Source organism: Oxalicibacterium sp. (assembly GCF_035565035.1).
Lineage (GTDB): Bacteria > Pseudomonadota > Gammaproteobacteria > Burkholderiales > Burkholderiaceae_D > Oxalicibacterium.
On sequence record NZ_DATMTD010000062.1, the window covers coordinates 12643 to 27026 of the forward strand.

19 protein-coding genes are annotated in these 14384 nt (G+C 57.1%); 8 read left to right on the forward strand and 11 right to left on the reverse strand.

The genetic code is table 11. From position 1 onward, the window contains the following. Positions 1 to 90 precede the first annotated feature (90 nt). From VN114_RS05635 to VN114_RS05650, 4 genes are all read right to left on the reverse strand, one after another. Complete coding sequence (locus VN114_RS05635) at positions 91 to 1347, reverse strand: HAMP domain-containing sensor histidine kinase (protein ID WP_325512849.1); 1257 nt, start codon at positions 1345 to 1347, stop codon at positions 91 to 93. Continuing rightward, complete coding sequence (locus VN114_RS05640; RefSeq protein WP_325512851.1) at positions 1337 to 2020, reverse strand: response regulator transcription factor; 684 nt, start codon at positions 2018 to 2020, stop codon at positions 1337 to 1339. Before VN114_RS05640 ends, VN114_RS05635 begins: the two co-directional genes overlap by 11 nt. Before the next feature lie 13 nt (positions 2021 to 2033). Continuing rightward, positions 2034 to 2225, reverse strand: a complete 192-nt coding sequence (locus tag VN114_RS05645; protein ID WP_325512853.1) for a DUF1653 domain-containing protein — start codon at positions 2223 to 2225, stop codon at positions 2034 to 2036. Positions 2226 to 2401: 176 nt separating this feature from the next. Next, on the reverse strand, positions 2402 to 2641 hold the full coding sequence (locus VN114_RS05650; RefSeq protein ID WP_325512855.1) for a DUF6139 family protein: 240 nt from the start codon (positions 2639 to 2641) through the stop codon (positions 2402 to 2404). Positions 2642 to 2935: 294 nt separating this feature from the next. On the opposite strand from VN114_RS05650, the gene VN114_RS05655 reads away from it, so the two are divergent. Continuing rightward, positions 2936 to 3145 carry a hypothetical protein gene (locus VN114_RS05655; RefSeq protein WP_325512857.1) on the forward strand — a complete coding sequence of 70 codons (210 nt, stop codon included), beginning with the start codon at positions 2936 to 2938 and terminating at the stop codon, positions 3143 to 3145. On the opposite strand, the gene VN114_RS05660 is transcribed toward VN114_RS05655, so the two are convergent. The 3 genes from VN114_RS05660 to VN114_RS05670 all read right to left on the reverse strand — a co-directional run bounded on the left by VN114_RS05660 (position 3128) and on the right by VN114_RS05670 (position 7518). Beyond that, positions 3128 to 3934 carry a ParA family protein gene (locus VN114_RS05660; protein WP_325512859.1) on the reverse strand — a complete coding sequence of 269 codons (807 nt, stop codon included), beginning with the start codon at positions 3932 to 3934 and terminating at the stop codon, positions 3128 to 3130. The two genes, VN114_RS05655 and VN114_RS05660, sit on opposite strands and share 18 nt — an antisense overlap. An 85-nt stretch (positions 3935 to 4019) precedes the next feature. Then, a complete protein-coding gene (locus VN114_RS05665) occupies positions 4020 to 5552 on the reverse strand; it encodes a PepSY domain-containing protein (protein ID WP_325512861.1) in 1533 nt (510 codons plus the stop codon). A 7-nt stretch (positions 5553 to 5559) separates the two neighbouring features. Beyond that, complete coding sequence (locus VN114_RS05670) at positions 5560 to 7518, reverse strand: TonB-dependent receptor (protein ID WP_325512863.1); 1959 nt, start codon at positions 7516 to 7518, stop codon at positions 5560 to 5562. Between VN114_RS05670 and VN114_RS05675 the strand changes: the two genes are divergently transcribed. Then, the gene (locus VN114_RS05675) at positions 7517 to 7663 is read left to right on the forward strand and encodes a hypothetical protein (RefSeq protein ID WP_325512865.1); all 147 of its coding nucleotides are present in this window, start codon (positions 7517 to 7519) and stop codon (positions 7661 to 7663) included. The genes VN114_RS05670 and VN114_RS05675 overlap by 2 nt on opposite strands. Before the next feature lie 192 nt (positions 7664 to 7855). On the opposite strand, the gene VN114_RS05680 is transcribed toward VN114_RS05675, so the two are convergent. Further along, positions 7856 to 8251, reverse strand: coding sequence for a DUF2946 domain-containing protein (locus tag VN114_RS05680; RefSeq protein ID WP_325512867.1), 396 nt, complete (start codon positions 8249 to 8251; stop codon positions 7856 to 7858). 164 nt (positions 8252 to 8415) lie between these two features. On the opposite strand from VN114_RS05680, the gene VN114_RS05685 reads away from it, so the two are divergent. From VN114_RS05685 to VN114_RS05695, 3 genes are all read left to right on the forward strand, one after another. Next, positions 8416 to 9090 carry a DUF2238 domain-containing protein gene (locus tag VN114_RS05685; RefSeq protein WP_325512869.1) on the forward strand — a complete coding sequence of 225 codons (675 nt, stop codon included), beginning with the start codon at positions 8416 to 8418 and terminating at the stop codon, positions 9088 to 9090. Further along, positions 9087 to 9539 (forward strand): thioesterase domain-containing protein, encoded by a 453-nt coding sequence (locus VN114_RS05690; protein WP_325512871.1) that lies wholly within the window; start codon positions 9087 to 9089, stop codon positions 9537 to 9539. The genes VN114_RS05685 and VN114_RS05690 overlap by 4 nt, the downstream gene beginning before the upstream one ends. Before the next feature lie 66 nt (positions 9540 to 9605). Further along, the gene (locus VN114_RS05695) at positions 9606 to 9944 is read left to right on the forward strand and encodes a DUF3144 domain-containing protein (RefSeq protein ID WP_325512873.1); all 339 of its coding nucleotides are present in this window, start codon (positions 9606 to 9608) and stop codon (positions 9942 to 9944) included. A gap of 74 nt (positions 9945 to 10018) precedes the next feature. Here VN114_RS05695 and VN114_RS05700 read toward each other — a convergent pair whose 3' ends face one another. Next, positions 10019 to 10321 carry an antibiotic biosynthesis monooxygenase family protein gene (locus VN114_RS05700; protein ID WP_325512875.1) on the reverse strand — a complete coding sequence of 101 codons (303 nt, stop codon included), beginning with the start codon at positions 10319 to 10321 and terminating at the stop codon, positions 10019 to 10021. Between the two features lie 187 nt (positions 10322 to 10508). Between VN114_RS05700 and VN114_RS05705 the strand changes: the two genes are divergently transcribed. Together VN114_RS05705 and VN114_RS05710 are read left to right on the forward strand one after the other, a co-directional pair. Continuing rightward, positions 10509 to 10988 (forward strand): CreA family protein, encoded by a 480-nt coding sequence (locus VN114_RS05705; protein WP_325512877.1) that lies wholly within the window; start codon positions 10509 to 10511, stop codon positions 10986 to 10988. Positions 10989 to 11014: 26 nt separating this feature from the next. Beyond that, a complete protein-coding gene (locus tag VN114_RS05710) occupies positions 11015 to 12028 on the forward strand; it encodes an AI-2E family transporter (RefSeq protein WP_325512879.1) in 1014 nt (337 codons plus the stop codon). Here VN114_RS05710 and VN114_RS05715 read toward each other — a convergent pair. Beyond that, entirely contained in the window at positions 11994 to 13295 is a 1302-nt protein-coding gene (locus VN114_RS05715; protein WP_325512881.1) for a TIGR03862 family flavoprotein, read from the reverse strand. The two genes, VN114_RS05710 and VN114_RS05715, sit on opposite strands and share 35 nt — an antisense overlap. A gap of 204 nt (positions 13296 to 13499) precedes the next feature. Here VN114_RS05715 and VN114_RS05720 point away from each other — a divergent pair, with 204 nt between their 5' ends. After that, complete coding sequence (locus VN114_RS05720) at positions 13500 to 14090, forward strand: DNA-3-methyladenine glycosylase I (RefSeq protein ID WP_325512883.1); 591 nt, start codon at positions 13500 to 13502, stop codon at positions 14088 to 14090. 52 nt (positions 14091 to 14142) lie between these two features. Here VN114_RS05720 and VN114_RS05725 read toward each other — a convergent pair. Next, positions 14143 to 14384, reverse strand: a 242-nt coding sequence (locus VN114_RS05725) for a hypothetical protein (protein ID WP_325512885.1), incomplete at its 5' end; no start/stop codon positions are given.

Below are 14384 nucleotides of genomic sequence, written 5' to 3' on the forward strand. Positions count from 1 at the left end.
TTGAGAAGTCGGTACGCTATCCAGCGCGCCGTTAAGGGGCCGTTAAGGCTGGCAGGCTTGTCATTTCCATATCAAGCGAGCTGCGAAGAATCAGGCTTGCGATGTGTTTCTATCGGCAGAGAAATGCAGGACGAAGCGGCTGCCGCCTTTTTCCGGCGTCTCGTGATGAATTTGCCAGCCCAGGTGATCGACCACGCGCTTGACGATGGCAAGGCCGAGTCCGGAGCCGGCATACCGCGCGTCATGTCCGCGCACGAAGCGTTCGAACAGGCGTACGCGGACATTCTCCGGCACGCCAGGGCCATTGTCTTCGATCGTTAACTGGCGTGCTGTCAATTGCACATGCACGATGCCCTGCTCGGTGTACTGGCATGCATTGCGTAGCAGATTGCCGATGGCGATCCCTGCCAGTTCGACACGTGCGTGCACCCATACTTCGTCATGCGGGACGTCGAACAGAATCTGTATTGGCTTGTCGCTGAACAGCTGTCGATAGCGTTCGACTTCGCGCTCGACCAGATGCGTCAGCGAAACCTGCGTGCCACCCAGCATGTCCGGCGATTGCGACAACAGCAGTAATGCGCCAACGCGTTCCGATGCTTCTGCCGCGACGCGACGGATGCGTGTCGCAACTTCGCGATCTTCCGGCGATTGCGCGAGACGCACTTCCAGCAGTTCGGCCGCGCCCAGCATGATGGTCAGTGGCGTGCGCAGTTCGTGGCTGACATCGCCGGTGAAAAGTTTTTCATCCGCCAGAAATCGCTGCAGCTGTTCCGTGCGGCCGGCGAATGCACGTGCCAGTGAGCCGATTTCGTTGCGTAACTCGAGCGCAGGCAGTTTGGAGGGCGGGTCGTCACGTTCGATCGACCGGGCCAGTGCAGTCAGCGGTCCGATGATGCGGCGTGCAGTAAAGATGCCGAGTGCGGCGGACAGTAACAGGCTGGCAATGAACCCGACACCCAGCGCGGTAAAGATGGTGTGTTCGGTGATGGCGAAATCACTGGTGTCGTCGATGACGGCAAACGTATCGTTGCCGATCTTGCGAATACACACGGTGTATTCGTTGCTGCCGACATGCACTTCATGCACTCCGGGACGTTTGTGACGAAAGCGTTCGGGAATTTCGTCATTGACGTAGAAGTTGTCTTCGACGGTGGAAAGAAGTTCATGACGGTGATACTGGTCGATCAGCTGCGTCGTGACTTTTTCAAGGCGTTCATTGACCAGCTGCTTCTCCGAAATATCCACGGCGAGCTTGCCGGTCACAGAGAAGAAGACGCACATCAAAAATGTCAGCAGGACGAACGCGCCAGTCAGCCGCTTGCCGAGAGAATGATTACGTTTCATCGTCATTCACCAGTCGATAGCCGTTGCCGGGCAGCGTGCGCAACATCGGCGTGACAAACGGTCGATCCATCGCCTGCCGCAGTGCATGAATGTGCGTTCGCAGCGCGTCGCTGTCGGGCGGATCGTCGCCCCAGATTTCGCGCAACAGCGCATCGCGCGAGATGATGGCCGGCGCCTTGCGCATCAACGCTTCCAGCAGTTTGTAGCCGGTCGGTGTCAGTGTCAGCTTGCGACCGGCACGCGTGACTTCGCTGCGGCTGAGATCGAAACGCAGTTCGCCGAATTCGAGAATGTGTTCGACAGTCTCGTTGCGGGCGCGACGTACCAGCGCTTTCAGTCGCGCTTCCAGCTCCACCAGGGAAAAAGGCTTGACCAGATAATCGTCGGCACCGACTTCAAAGCCGACCAGTTTGTCCTTGACCGTGTCGCGTGCGGTCAGCATCAGGATGGGTGTTGCCAGTCGCCGTTCCTTGCGCAGCTGGCGGCAGACTTCCACGCCGTCCAGTCCCGGCAATTCCAGATCGAGCACGATCACGTCATACGGTGCAGATGTGGCGAGCGTGACGCCGGCCGAGCCGGTGATTGCCACATCCAGCGTATAGCCGAGAGGCTCGAGAAAGCCGTACAGATTGGCGACGATATCCGGATTGTCTTCGATGATCAGTGCGTACACGTGCTGCTCCGGATTATTCGATTGGCGTGAAGCGTTGCACCCGCTTGCCGTCGTGTTCGATCGTTTCAAAAAACACTTTTTCCGGACGTGTCCAGTAGGAACCGTCGGCGGCGGTGTAGACGATCATCGTCGTCTCCGGATCGGATTCGAGTTTGGCGGCACAGACGAAATCGTAAATGCCGCCCTTGAAATGTCGGAATTGCATGGTTGCTCCCTTGCATGAGTCGCCATTGTAAGGGGAGTGTTGCAAAAGAGCGTTGCGTTTGCACCGCTTCCAGGAATCCGTTAGCAAAGCGCAACGCATGCGTAATGATTCGACGTACGCATGTGTTGCAGGATCGGGGAGTGGATGGTTGCGACGGTGGATCGCGAGGGGGCGAATCAGGGTTTGTCGAGTTCCCTTACGCTGGTGATGGCATAACCTTTCGCGCTGATCTGTTCGAGCGGAGCATCGATTGCGAAATCCGCGAGGTGCGTGGCACCGTCATCCACATCGACGCAGCGATCCGATAATTCCCAATCCGTATTGACGACTTCTTCTGGAATCATCTTTCCCTCCGGTACGGCCAGATAGGAAAAATGGCCGGCTTGCTCTGCCCTTCTGTAGATATCAACGCGCATGACAATTCCTTCGCAAGGGTGGGAGGAATTTTTGTGACCGCGGTACACAGGAAAGGTTGCGAATTTTCGCTCGCTGAAAAACCGAAGAAAACCGCGGCGCAACCCGTTTTTCGGGATTTCGCCAAGTGAAACGGAAGGAAATGCCTGAAGAAGCCGGATTTTTTACACAAAATGCCCGATTTTCTGTTGTAAAACGTTCCATTCAGGCAAGCAAATTGCTTGTGTCGTGGTAATCTTTTCTTTCATTGCACCGGGCAGGTGCAATCCGAACCGCTCCAATCAGGAGGACATGTCATGTTGAAATATGATTTTTCGGTCAAGACGCGCGAAGGACAGCGCCTTGAGAGCATTGTCATCGGCGGCAAGGATCGCGAGGATGCCGAACGCAAGCTGCGCCAGATGTATCGACACTGCGAAGTGTTGCGATGCGATATCAAGGGCAGCGTGCAGCGCCCCGGCTTTGCCAATTCCGTCGACGATATCCTGTCACTGATTTCGCGCTGATCCTGTTGGCGCTGTAACGGCCTTGATGAATCCATCGGCCAGCAATTCATCCAGTAACGTTTCGTAATCCTGCGCGCCGCGACTGCTTGGCGCATGTTCGAAGATGGTCTTGTTGAAAGCCGGGCTCTCCGCCAGGCTGACGTTCTCTGCGATGCGCGAGCGACAGACATCAGCACCGAATTTTTCTTCCAGAATTTTCAACACATCCCACGCCATGCCGCGCCGACCATCGAAGCGTGTCAGCAAATAGCGCCGGTTGACGCGACGTTTCAATACCGGCTCCAGCGCCTTCAGTGTTTTCTCGATCTGCACGGCACCCTTAGCGGAAAGATGATCTGCCGACACCGGTACGATTAGGCAATCGCAGGCGAAAATCGCATTCAACGACAGCACGCCGACCAGCGGGCAGCAGTCGATCATGACCGGGCTGTCATCCCCGCCGAATTTTTCCGTGCGCAACGTGGTGTTGAGTTTGTTGACGACGTCGTATCCCTTGCCGAACAGCGTATCGATTTTTGATAGTTCCAGATGGGCCGGAATGATATCGATGCCGTTGGTGGGCGATGTGCGCAGTAATTCGCGTAACGGACGATTGCGTTGAAACAGGCTGAGGATGGTGTCATCGCCGGAGTCGGCGGTTGCGCCGGCGATGGCGCTGAGATGTGCCTGCGGATCGAGATCGATGCCGACCGGCTGGCAACCGCGCCGCGCCAATGCCGCGGCGATATTGAGTGCGGTCGTGGTTTTACCCACACCACCTTTCTGGTTGAACACGGTAACGATCGTCATGATTTTCCCGGCGACACAGTTTTACGATAGTAACACCCTGACTTTTCGCTGTTGGAGGAATTGTGCGTGGACTCTTGGACGTACGTCAGGCACGTGTCGCGATAGGACGCTTTTTGCCTTGCTTGTTGCTCCAGATACGGAGCCGCGCATAACCGATCACGACGCCGGTAATGCTCATGGCCAGTCCGCCCAGACTCAACAGAATCAGAATCACGTCGCGTCCGATGCCGGATGTCAGCATGACCGGCACATCCCAGCTGTGCAGGAAATTGAACAGCCAGCGTCCCGCGCGTTGCGCACGATCCACGCTCAACGCAACTTCGCCGGTAAATGGATCAATATAGGACCAGGTGGCATGGGCGTCGGTGAACCGGACACGCAATACCGGCAGACGCCGCTCTGCGGCACCCATCATCGCCTCCGGCTGACGGGCATAGTAATAATTGTCGTAACGTGCCAGCTCTTGTTGTGAGGCGATGGTCGAGGCCATCAGGCGCGTTGCGGCATGCAGCAGCGTTGAACGATCCCATTGTGTGCGCACGGTGGGGCTGCCGTCCTCGCCGAGGACGATCAGGCGTGTGTCGGCCTTGGCGTTACGCGCCAGCAGATAGGGCTGCCCGTTCAGAACGCGCCAGTATATTTCCACTGCGCGAAAGCCATGCTGTTCCAGCAGGGAAACCGCAGCGCCCGCTTGCAGCGGCAAGCGATCGACAACAGGATCGCCATTGCGCCAGGCGGCGAGATCGGGTTTCTGTCCGCGGGCATCGAAGATGCCAACCGGATTCATCGACATCAGGCCGCTGAAAATCCACGTAAAGATAATCGCGGCGAATGCCAGTCCGAGGATGTGATGCCAGCGCAACCACGATTCACGGTAGGGTGAATGCCCGCCGGATTTGTAGTGGCCGCTAAAACGCCAGCGCCAGATACCGACCACGGTGCCGCTGATTGCGACCAGCGTGCCGGCCGCCGACAGCACGATGACGATCCAGCTCCAGACCGGATCGATTGGCCGGTCACGGAAATAATAAAGCCAGTGCAACCAGGCGCCGACGTAATTCCATCCGCGCTGTGCTCGCGGGGCATCGAGCACAACTTCGCCGGTGACCGATGACAGATAGAGGCGCGTGCGATCGGGATCATGCATGTCGATTACATGCAGCGGACGGTGCGGGTCGAGCGCACGACTGTGTGTCCACCGATCTTCCTGCACTAACCCGCGATCCTGTGCCGTCACCTGCGACAGAAACGACCGTGCCGATGCCAGCAGATGCGCTGTATCGACCGACAACCGCGTGCCGCTTGCCGCATCGACGGCGATAAGACGGCCATCACGCAATTGCAGCCGATAGCAGGGGCGGCCACCGATCGAAGTCAGAACGACTTCGCTGACTGGTACATCAATCGCGTCAAGCACCCGCGTGAGCGGCACGCGAATGCTGTTCGCCTGCAACGCCGGTAACGCGCCGAGTCGTTCCCACGGCGTGAATTTCGGATAACCGACGAACAGCATCACGATGCCGCTGACAAACCACAATGCCATCAACACGCATGCCGCCACTCCCATCCAGCGATGAATCAGATAGAGCAGGCGACGTGTGCGTGTGGCAAACGACATGGCGTTATCAGAAGCGGTGGTTCAGTGTCAGTTCGAAGCGTTGATCAGCGCCGACCAGCCATTGCGTACTGTTGTAATACGCGGTGGTGTAATAGCGTTTATCGAACACATTGAAGCCATGCAGAGTCAGCGTGGTATCGGATGCCACATCCCACCGCAATGCCATATCCGTTGTTGTATACGATGGCAGCTTCAACGTGTTGGCATTGTCGGCGTAACGCTTGCCGACATAGCGCAAGCCGGCGCTGGCGGTCCATTGCGGCTGGAATTTCCAGCTTAACCATGCGTTGGCTAGACGTTCTGGAACGTTGGTCGGAACGTTGCCGTCGCGCGATACGGTTGTGGTGTTATCGAGCTTTTCTGAAAAATCATCGAATTGCGCATGCAGGATGGACGCATTGGCATCGAGTTGCCAATTGCGTGCAAATGCAAGCGACAGCGTGCCCTCGATGCCGCGCGATGATTGCTGGCCAACTTGTATGCTTTGATTGGGATTTGTCGGATCACGGGACAATAAATTGTCCTTACGGATGCCATATAGCGCCAACGTCCATTCGCCCTTTCCTTCAGCAAATGCATTCTTCACGCCGATTTCGAGTTGCTTGCCGGTGGACAGATCAAAGCGACTGTTGGGTTGACTGATCATCAGTAATCCGCCAACGGAATCTGCCGCTTCCGAATATTGCGCATAGAACGACAGGTCCGGTCGAGGTGCGAAGACGGTGCCGAGACGCCAGCCGACGTTGGAATAGTTCTGATCGAGCTCTTCAACATCCGTCTGCAGATTGCGACGTGTGACGTTCGCGTGGTCATAGCGCAGGCCGGCCACGATCGACCAACGGTCGTTCAATTCCAGCCGATCTTCGCCGAATACTGCATACGATTGTGCATTGTTGCGATAGCGCGGGAGAAACGGAATTGCGCTGGCATAGCCGCCCGCGACCGGATCGAAAGGATCGACGAATTCCGGATCAGGCGTGCCGGTATAGGTATTGTTGGTGTGCTTGAAAGTACTGGCGCTCAAATTGAATCCGATCGACACCTGATTTTTCAGACCGAGCAGGCTGCCGCGGAAAGTGGCGTCTGTCGTATTGCCGACCTCGGATTGATCGTGACGAATATTGGTGTCGGCAGAGCGTCGGATCAAACCGGTTGCTGGAATGTAATCGTAATATTCCGCATTACGCCAGTAACGATGACTGTCGATCTGATACAGCTTGCTGCGCACCGTGATGTCCGCATTTGGCGTCCACTGCGCGGAAATTTCCGTGCGGCGATCGGCGAAGTCGATACGGCTATCCTCGACGTTGTAGTTCTTGTCACGCAGTGAAGAAAGCTGCTTGCCATTGACCAGCGGTGTGCCGAAATAGCGCATCGGATGCTGCCGTCCTTCTGCATGGCTCAATTGCAGGTTGAATTCCGGCGAGATGTCCAGACGCAAGGTGCCGGAAAAGGTCAGGTCACGTGTATCGCCGCGATCGACCCAGCCATCGCTGCGGTTGCCGCCAATATCGAATCGATACGACAGCTTGTCATTGATTGCGCCGCCGCTGCCGAAACCGAGTCGCTGCGTGTTTTCGGTACCGATCGTGGTGGAGATTTCATTCCGGATCGGGCCGCGTGCCGGCTTTTTCGGAACGACGTTGACGACACCACCGATCGCGCCGTTGCCATAGATGACGGATGCCGGACCGCGTAGCACTTCGATGCGATCGACCGACCACGTATCGAAGGGGAAGGTGACGCCGACGCCACCGAACTGACGCGTGCCGTCAAACAGCCGCGTGATCGAGTTGGCGTCGGTGAAGCCGCGGGAGGAAACCGAACTGTTGCCGTTACCCGGATGCGCTATGCCGCTGAAGCCAGCGGCACGCGTGATCGCATCGATCACATTTGCATCGCCGCGTTCTTCAAGTTGCGCGCGGTCGATGATGTCGACGCTGGCGGGCGTTTGCAGCAACGTCATGTCCAGATTTGATCCGGTGGTAATCGGCGCCTGCAGGCCGCTGCTTGGGGAAGTGACCGATATTGCTGGCAATATCTGTGGAGTATCGGCTGCAAACGCGGGCTGGATTGCCATCGCACCAAGCAGCAACATGGGTGCACTCTGAATAGGAGCGCGAAGACGACGGTCGGATCGGTGCCGGCGTGGGACGGAAGTACGCATGTTTTTTCCTGAAAGCGGCCTCTGTTTGAATGAGGCAGCGAAACAATGGACACGACCGGTGATTGTCACGGGTCATGGATCGATGCGAGAAACCGATGCTTGATCAATGATCGTGCGTGTCGGTACTCGGCAAGATTCAGGAAAATGCGGGGGGGGCGCGGGGTTGGACCGCAGTCCATGCGAACAGCGGGTGCGACGCCTGATAGAACAGAAGAGGAAGAACGGCAGAACCTTCAACCACCGGAATCGTGAAATCGGCAGTCGGTAACAGTGCCGGACTGACGGCATGACTGAGGCAGAACGGGCAATGTTCGAAATGCGTGGCCTTGTCACCTTTGCCCGGTGTCGATCTGGAAGGCTGGCCATCGTCGATCTGCACAAGCTTGGCACCTTCGATCGTACAGATTTCCATCCAGCCGTTCGGCACACCTTGAGCGGCGGCGACGGCATGTGAAATCGATGGCGCGAGCGCTGCCAGCAGGATCGCAAAGGAAGCGATCCAGACGGTCAGGCGATGCATCGATTTCGTCATGTTCATCGTGTATGCGTTACCGAAACGAGGTGGCGCCGCGCAGCCCAGCCGGCAGGGCTTGCGGCGTATTATATGCGGGACCTTGACGGGTTGACAGGTCCGGGCGGATGCACGTGCAACAAAAAGCGACATCCGTATTCATTCAACGATACTTGATTGCCATCATGCAAAGCGTTTCTACAGCCAAGCAACAAACGGTTCTGACGATTGCCGCGCTCACCTTGATCGGTGCCTTGATTTTCTCGGGCATGCATCCGCACGATCGTGCAACCTGGATCATGGAGGTGCTGCCGGTGATCATCGCGCTGCCGATCCTTGCGTGGACGTACCGTCGCTTTCCACTGACGCATTTGCTGTATTGCCTGATCTTTCTGCATGCGCTGATCCTGATTGTCGGCGGCACCTATTCCTATGCACGCGTACCGGTCGGGTTCTGGGTACAGGATATGCTTTCGCTGGCGCGAAATCCATACGACAAGCTTGGACATTTTGCCCAAGGCCTGATTCCTGCCCTGCTGGCGAAGGAAATCCTGTGGCGTGGCGGGTACGTCAATACGCCGGTTGGCAAGCAGCTCGGTGGCAAAATGCTGGCTTTTCTGTCAGTGTGCATCGCCATGGCGATCAGTGCGTGGTACGAACTGATTGAATGGTGGGCGGCGCTGATCATGGGGCAGGGCGCAGATGAATTTCTCGGCACGCAGGGCGATCAGTGGGATACGCAATCGGACATGTGCATGGCGTTCATCGGCGCGCTGGTCGCCATGCTGATACTTTCGCGTTGGCATGACGGCCAGATCGCGCGATTGCAGGGTGTGGAAATTAGAAGGGGAAGTCATTGAACGAACAGGCATTGCAGCAGTATCTGTACGACCATATTCCCTTGTCGAAGGCGATGCAGGTCGAAGTAAAACGCGTACATGCGGATGAAGTGACGGTTGCCGCGCCGCTGGCGCCGAACATCAATCACCGCGAAACCGTATTCGGCGGTAGTGCATCGGCAGTCGCCATCCTCGCTGCCTGGTCGTTGTTGCATACGCGGTTGCGAAGCGCCGGGATCGAGAGCCGGCTCGTCATTCAAAGCAACACGATGCATTACGATCTGCCGATTGCGGGAGATTTCACTGCACGCGCCTTCATCGAGCAGGAGGACGACTGGCGGCATTTCATCCGCATGCTGACGCGCAAGGGCAAGGCGCGCATCTCGGTATCGTCCGTGCTCGAATACAACGGCGCACAGGCCGGCAGGCTGACTGGCGAATTTGTCGCACTTGCCGGAGCAACCGATTGAACACCTGTTTTACGCTATAGTGCTGCCAGCGCAAGACAGCGTCATTTTTTACCGAGAATATTGATCATGAGCGAAGACAACTTCAAACCGACGGAAGTCACCAGAAAACCGGCAAAAGAGCCAGATGAAAACGACAAGTTCTGGGATCTTGCGGATACCTTTATCCAGCTGGCAAATGAGAACTGCAAGGGCGCAACGCTAGGCCAGGTATGTGCATCGATGATGTACGCCAGTGCACGTTTCGGCGCCTTCACCGCCTCCATCGATGCACCGAACGAAGCGACATTCAAGGAGCAACTGGATGGTGCGGTGACCTATTTCCGCACTGAGTACGAAAAAATGCTGCACGATAATTTCCGCGATTACGCAGAAAATTTCAAAAGCTATCATCCAGAGAAAAAGTAAATTCGGATGCCATGAAAAAAGCCTCGATCCGCACTGCGGCATCGAGGCTTTTTTGTTTGCGGCAAGTTTGACGCTCAGGCCGACTTTGCCAATTGGTTGAAATGTTCGACGACAGGCGGACCCGCAAAGAACGGGCCGACGATACCGCGCCATTCCTGGAAGGCCGGTGATTCACGGAAATCGATGATATGGTTTTCCAGCGTTTCCCAGTAAATCTGTATGACATAACGTTCCGGTGTTTCGATGCCCTTGTTGATGACGTGACCCTTGTAGCCTTTGGCCTTGCCGATCACATCCTGCAGACCGCGCTGGACCGCGGCGTCGAATTCGGCCTGCTTGCCGGGTTGAATACGGATATCGACGAGTTCGAGAATCATGTTGGGTTCCTGTGAGGGTGGACGGATGCGGGATTATTGCACTTTGGTTCGGAGAATGCAGGCGCCGTCGAATTTCACGTTCCGCTTTCGCATTGCCGGCGATTTGCGTACCCTGTATTGCAGAAATCGACCTTGAAGAAATACATTGCGTACCGATGTGGTGGGCAATGACGTGAATGGAGAAATCATGCGTGTGCCTGTTGCTGCCGTTTTACTCACGATTGCGGCGTCGTCGCTGCCGGCGCACGCCGAGAAGATCGGCGAAGTCAGTACGGTGTTCCGCTTCCTCGGCAAGAACGACCGGATTGTCATCGAGGCATACGATGATCCGAAAGTGAACGGCGTGACCTGTTATGTTTCGCGCGCACGCACCGGCGGCGTGTCGGGAACGGTCGGCCTGGCGGAAGACAAGTCGGATGCCTCGATCGATTGCCGTCAGGTCGGCGACACGTTGAGTTTCAACGGAAAATTGCCGCAGCAGGAAGACGTGTTTTCCGAACGCATGTCGATCCTGTTCAAGCGCCTGCATATCGTGCGCATGGTCGACCCTGTGCGCAACACGCTGGTGTACCTGACCTATTCCGACAAACTGATTGAAGGCAGCCCGCAGAACAGCATCACGGCGCTGCCGGTGTCGCGCAGCACGCCGATTCCGCTCGCAAAATAATTTTCGTCATTCATCCCTCGCCATCCATGAACCAAGATTCCAGACTTGAGCCCGTCGTGATCGCTTCCTATGTGATGGCCGCCGCAGCGTTGTGGCTCATCCTGTATCAGGGTTTGCTGGCGGCGCTGCTGTCCGGGCTGCTTGTTTATTCGCTGGTGCAATTGCTGGCGCCGAAGTTGGGCAAGAAGCTGGTCGGACGACGTGCGCAGGTGGTGGCAGTGGCATTGCTGAGTGCCGTGATCGTGGCGACGCTGATCGCGGCGATCTGGGGCGCAGTTGCCTTCTTCCGCAGCGATGCCGGCAGCATTCCGGTGCTGATGAAAAAGATGGCAGACATTCTGGAAGCATCGCGCAGCCAGATTCCGGCCTGGCTGGCAGCCTACGTTCCCGTCGATGCCGAGGCATTGCGGGAAATGGTCGTCAACTGGCTGCATCAGCACGCCATCGAGGCGCGCACAATGGGCGGCATGGCGGGGCGGATTTTTGCGCACATCCTGATCGGCATGATCATCGGTGCGATGGCAGCACTGTATGACACGACGAGCACGTCGGCTTACAGGCCGCTGGCAGCGGCACTGCATGCACGTATCGTGATCTTGCACGACGCCTTCCGCAATGTCGTGTTCGCACAGGTGCGCATTGCCGCGATCAATGCGGTGTTGACGGGTATCTACCTGATGGTGATCCTGCCGTTGGCCGGTATCGAACTGCCATTGCGCAAGACGATGATCGTGGTGACTTTCATCATCGGCCTGCTGCCGGTGATCGGCAATCTGGTTTCAAATACGATGCTGGTCGTGATCGGGCTATCGCATTCGCTTTATATCGCGACAGCGTCGCTGGTGTTCCTGATCGCCATTCACAAGCTGGAATATTTTCTGAACGCACGCATCATCGGTGCGCACATCAATGCGAAAACGTGGGAGCTGCTGGCGGCAATGCTGGTAATGGAGTCGATGTTCGGCATCCCCGGCGTGATTGCGGCACCGGTGTTCTACGCGTACATCAAGAGAGAGCTGTCGGATCGCGGTCTGGTGTAGGCAGCCCGGTTTGCGTTCGCAGCCAGTTCAATGCGCCCAGACCTGCAGTGCGGCCGCTGGCGAAACAGGCGGTGAGCAGATAACCGCCGGTCGGTGCTTCCCAATCGAGCATTTCGCCGGCGCAGAAAATGCCCGGCAGCTTATGCGACATCAATGATTGATCCAGTGCTTCGAACCGTACGCCACCGGCGCTGCTGATCGCTTCGTCGAGCGGTCGAGGGGCTGTCAGTGTCAGCGGCAGTGACTTGATTGCAGCTGCTAGTTTTTGCGTGTCGGCGTAATCTTCCTTCGCCACCATTTCACGCAGCAATCCTGCCTTGACGCCGGCGATGCCGACCTTGCTTTGCAAATGGCTGGCCATCGAGCGGGCGCCGCGCGGATGGCTGACTTCCGCAGTAACGCGTTCTGCCGCCTTGCCTGGCGCCATATCCAGCGTCAGTGTGGCGCTGCCATCCGCCTCAATGCGATCGCGCAGGAACGCGGACAGGGCGTAAATCAGGCCGCCCTCGATGCCGCTGTCGGTGATGACGCATTCGCCCTGGCGTTTGTGCGCAATGCCGTCGCCGTCGACGCAACTCGCCGTGACTGCCTTCAGCGGCTGGCCGGCAAAACGTTCACGGAAATGTTCGCTCCAGTTCACGTCGAACCCGCAGTTCGCCGGTCTCAGCGGTGCGCTATCGATACCGCGTTCGATCAGCAGCGGCAACCATGCCCCATCCGAGCCAAGCCGTGCCCAACTGCCGCCGCCAAGCGCAAGAATCGCCGCATCGGCGCGCACCTCGATGCTACCGTCCGGCGTGGCAAATCGCAATGCGTGTTGGTCCTGTTGGTCGTTCCAGCCGAGCCAGCGATGTCGCATGTGGAACTGCACGCCACTGTCGCGCAGGCGCTTGAGCCATGCGCGCAGCAACGGCGCGGCTTTCATGTCGGTCGGAAAGACGCGGCCGGAACTGCCGATGAAAGTGTCGATGCCGAGTTCCTTCGCCCACGAACGTAATGCATCAGCGCCGAAATCCTGCAGCATCGGCGCAACGTACATCGCACGTTTGCCGTAGCGTGCAACGAAGGCATCGAACGATTCGCCATGCGTCAGGTTCATGCCGCCTTTTCCGGCCAGCAGGAACTTGCGGCCGACCGAAGGCATCGCATCGTACAGATCGACATGCACACCGTTCGCCGCCAGTTGCTCCGCCGCCATCAATCCGGCCGGGCCGCCGCCGATGACGGCAACCGATGGAGAAGAAGTGCGGGAAGCAGGATGGGGCATGGAGTCAATCGTGCGGAAAGGGGGGAATGGGGCAATACATAAGGCAATACATGAGGCAATAAAGAGACAATGCCGCGCAGAAGGCGCCATTCTTGATCAACGCCGGTATTTGCACAAGATGCATTTTCTAACGCCTGCCTGCTGACACGAGATGGCAGTTGCATCGGGGATAATCGTTGTTCGATTCATCAACCGATCCACGCCATGAAAACCGATCTTCCGCGTTGCCGCTGGGCCGACCCGGCCAATCCACGCTACCTGAAATATCACGACGAAGAATGGGGCGTGCCTTGCCATGACGAGACGCAACTGTTCGAAATGCTGAATCTGGAAGGTGCGCAGGCCGGCCTCAGCTGGTCGACGATTCTCAACAAGCGCGAGTCGTATCGGGAAGCCTTCGATCAATGGGATGCGGAGAAGATCGCACGCTACGACGCAAGGAAAGTGGCCGAATTGCTGGCGAATCCCGGCATCGTGCGCAATCGCCTGAAGGTGGCGGCGACCATTACCAATGCGCAAGCCTATCTGCGACTGCGCGATGAAGTGGGCGGGCTGGATCCCTTTTTGTGGGCGTATGTCGACGGCAAGCCGATCCTGAACAATCGTATGTCGATTGCGGACACGCCGGCCAAGACGCCGTTATCGGACCGGTTGTCAAAGGATCTGGCAAAACGCGGCTTCAAGTTCGTGGGTTCGACGATCGTCTATGCGTACATGCAGGCGATCGGCTTGGTCAACGATCATGCCCGCGATTGTTTTCGGCATAAGCCGTTGAAGGCAACGCGCAGGAAATAAAGTGCGGCAAAGCAGCGGGCAAAAAAAAGCCCGCGCAGGTGGCGGGCTAAATCTATATCAAAGGAGGAGACATAGAGGAGACAGATGCAAGTATAGGGAGCGCGCGGTTTTCCGGCCAATTTCGTTTTCTGATATCCGTTATTTGTTTTGTGAATATCAAAAGCGTAACTCGTTTGAAAGTCTGGCGATTCGACCGGCATTCGGAACTGCGGATATCGATGCCGGGCACTTGTCGCAAAAGACGGGCAAAAAAAAGCCCGCGCAGGTGGCGGGCTAAATCTATATCAAAGGAGG

Bases quoted from the DNA above. Each gene is read 5' to 3' on its own strand.
- VN114_RS05670 (WP_325512863.1), bottom strand. From the start codon at position 7,518: ATGACGTTGCTGCAAACGCCCGCCAGCGTCGACATCATCGACCGCGCG.
- VN114_RS05645 (WP_325512853.1), bottom strand. From the start codon at position 2,225: ATGCAATTCCGACATTTCAAGGGCGGCATTTACGATTTCGTCTGTGCC.
- VN114_RS05660 (WP_325512859.1), bottom strand. From the start codon at position 3,934: ATGACGATCGTTACCGTGTTCAACCAGAAAGGTGGTGTGGGTAAAACC.
- VN114_RS05665 (WP_325512861.1), bottom strand. From the start codon at position 5,552: ATGTCGTTTGCCACACGCACACGTCGCCTGCTCTATCTGATTCATCGC.
- VN114_RS05635 (WP_325512849.1), bottom strand. From the start codon at position 1,347: ATGAAACGTAATCATTCTCTCGGCAAGCGGCTGACTGGCGCGTTCGTC.
- VN114_RS05700 (WP_325512875.1), bottom strand. From the start codon at position 10,321: ATGATTCTCGAACTCGTCGATATCCGTATTCAACCCGGCAAGCAGGCC.
- VN114_RS05675 (WP_325512865.1), top strand. From the start codon at position 7,517: ATGTCCAGATTTGATCCGGTGGTAATCGGCGCCTGCAGGCCGCTGCTT.
- VN114_RS05650 (WP_325512855.1), bottom strand. From the start codon at position 2,641: ATGCGCGTTGATATCTACAGAAGGGCAGAGCAAGCCGGCCATTTTTCC.
- VN114_RS05655 (WP_325512857.1), top strand. From the start codon at position 2,936: ATGTTGAAATATGATTTTTCGGTCAAGACGCGCGAAGGACAGCGCCTT.
- VN114_RS05685 (WP_325512869.1), top strand. From the start codon at position 8,416: ATGCAAAGCGTTTCTACAGCCAAGCAACAAACGGTTCTGACGATTGCC.
- VN114_RS05705 (WP_325512877.1), top strand. From the start codon at position 10,509: ATGCGTGTGCCTGTTGCTGCCGTTTTACTCACGATTGCGGCGTCGTCG.
- VN114_RS05695 (WP_325512873.1), top strand. From the start codon at position 9,606: ATGAGCGAAGACAACTTCAAACCGACGGAAGTCACCAGAAAACCGGCA.
- VN114_RS05680 (WP_325512867.1), bottom strand. From the start codon at position 8,251: ATGACGAAATCGATGCATCGCCTGACCGTCTGGATCGCTTCCTTTGCG.
- VN114_RS05710 (WP_325512879.1), top strand. From the start codon at position 11,015: ATGAACCAAGATTCCAGACTTGAGCCCGTCGTGATCGCTTCCTATGTG.
- VN114_RS05720 (WP_325512883.1), top strand. From the start codon at position 13,500: ATGAAAACCGATCTTCCGCGTTGCCGCTGGGCCGACCCGGCCAATCCA.
- VN114_RS05715 (WP_325512881.1), bottom strand. From the start codon at position 13,295: ATGCCCCATCCTGCTTCCCGCACTTCTTCTCCATCGGTTGCCGTCATC.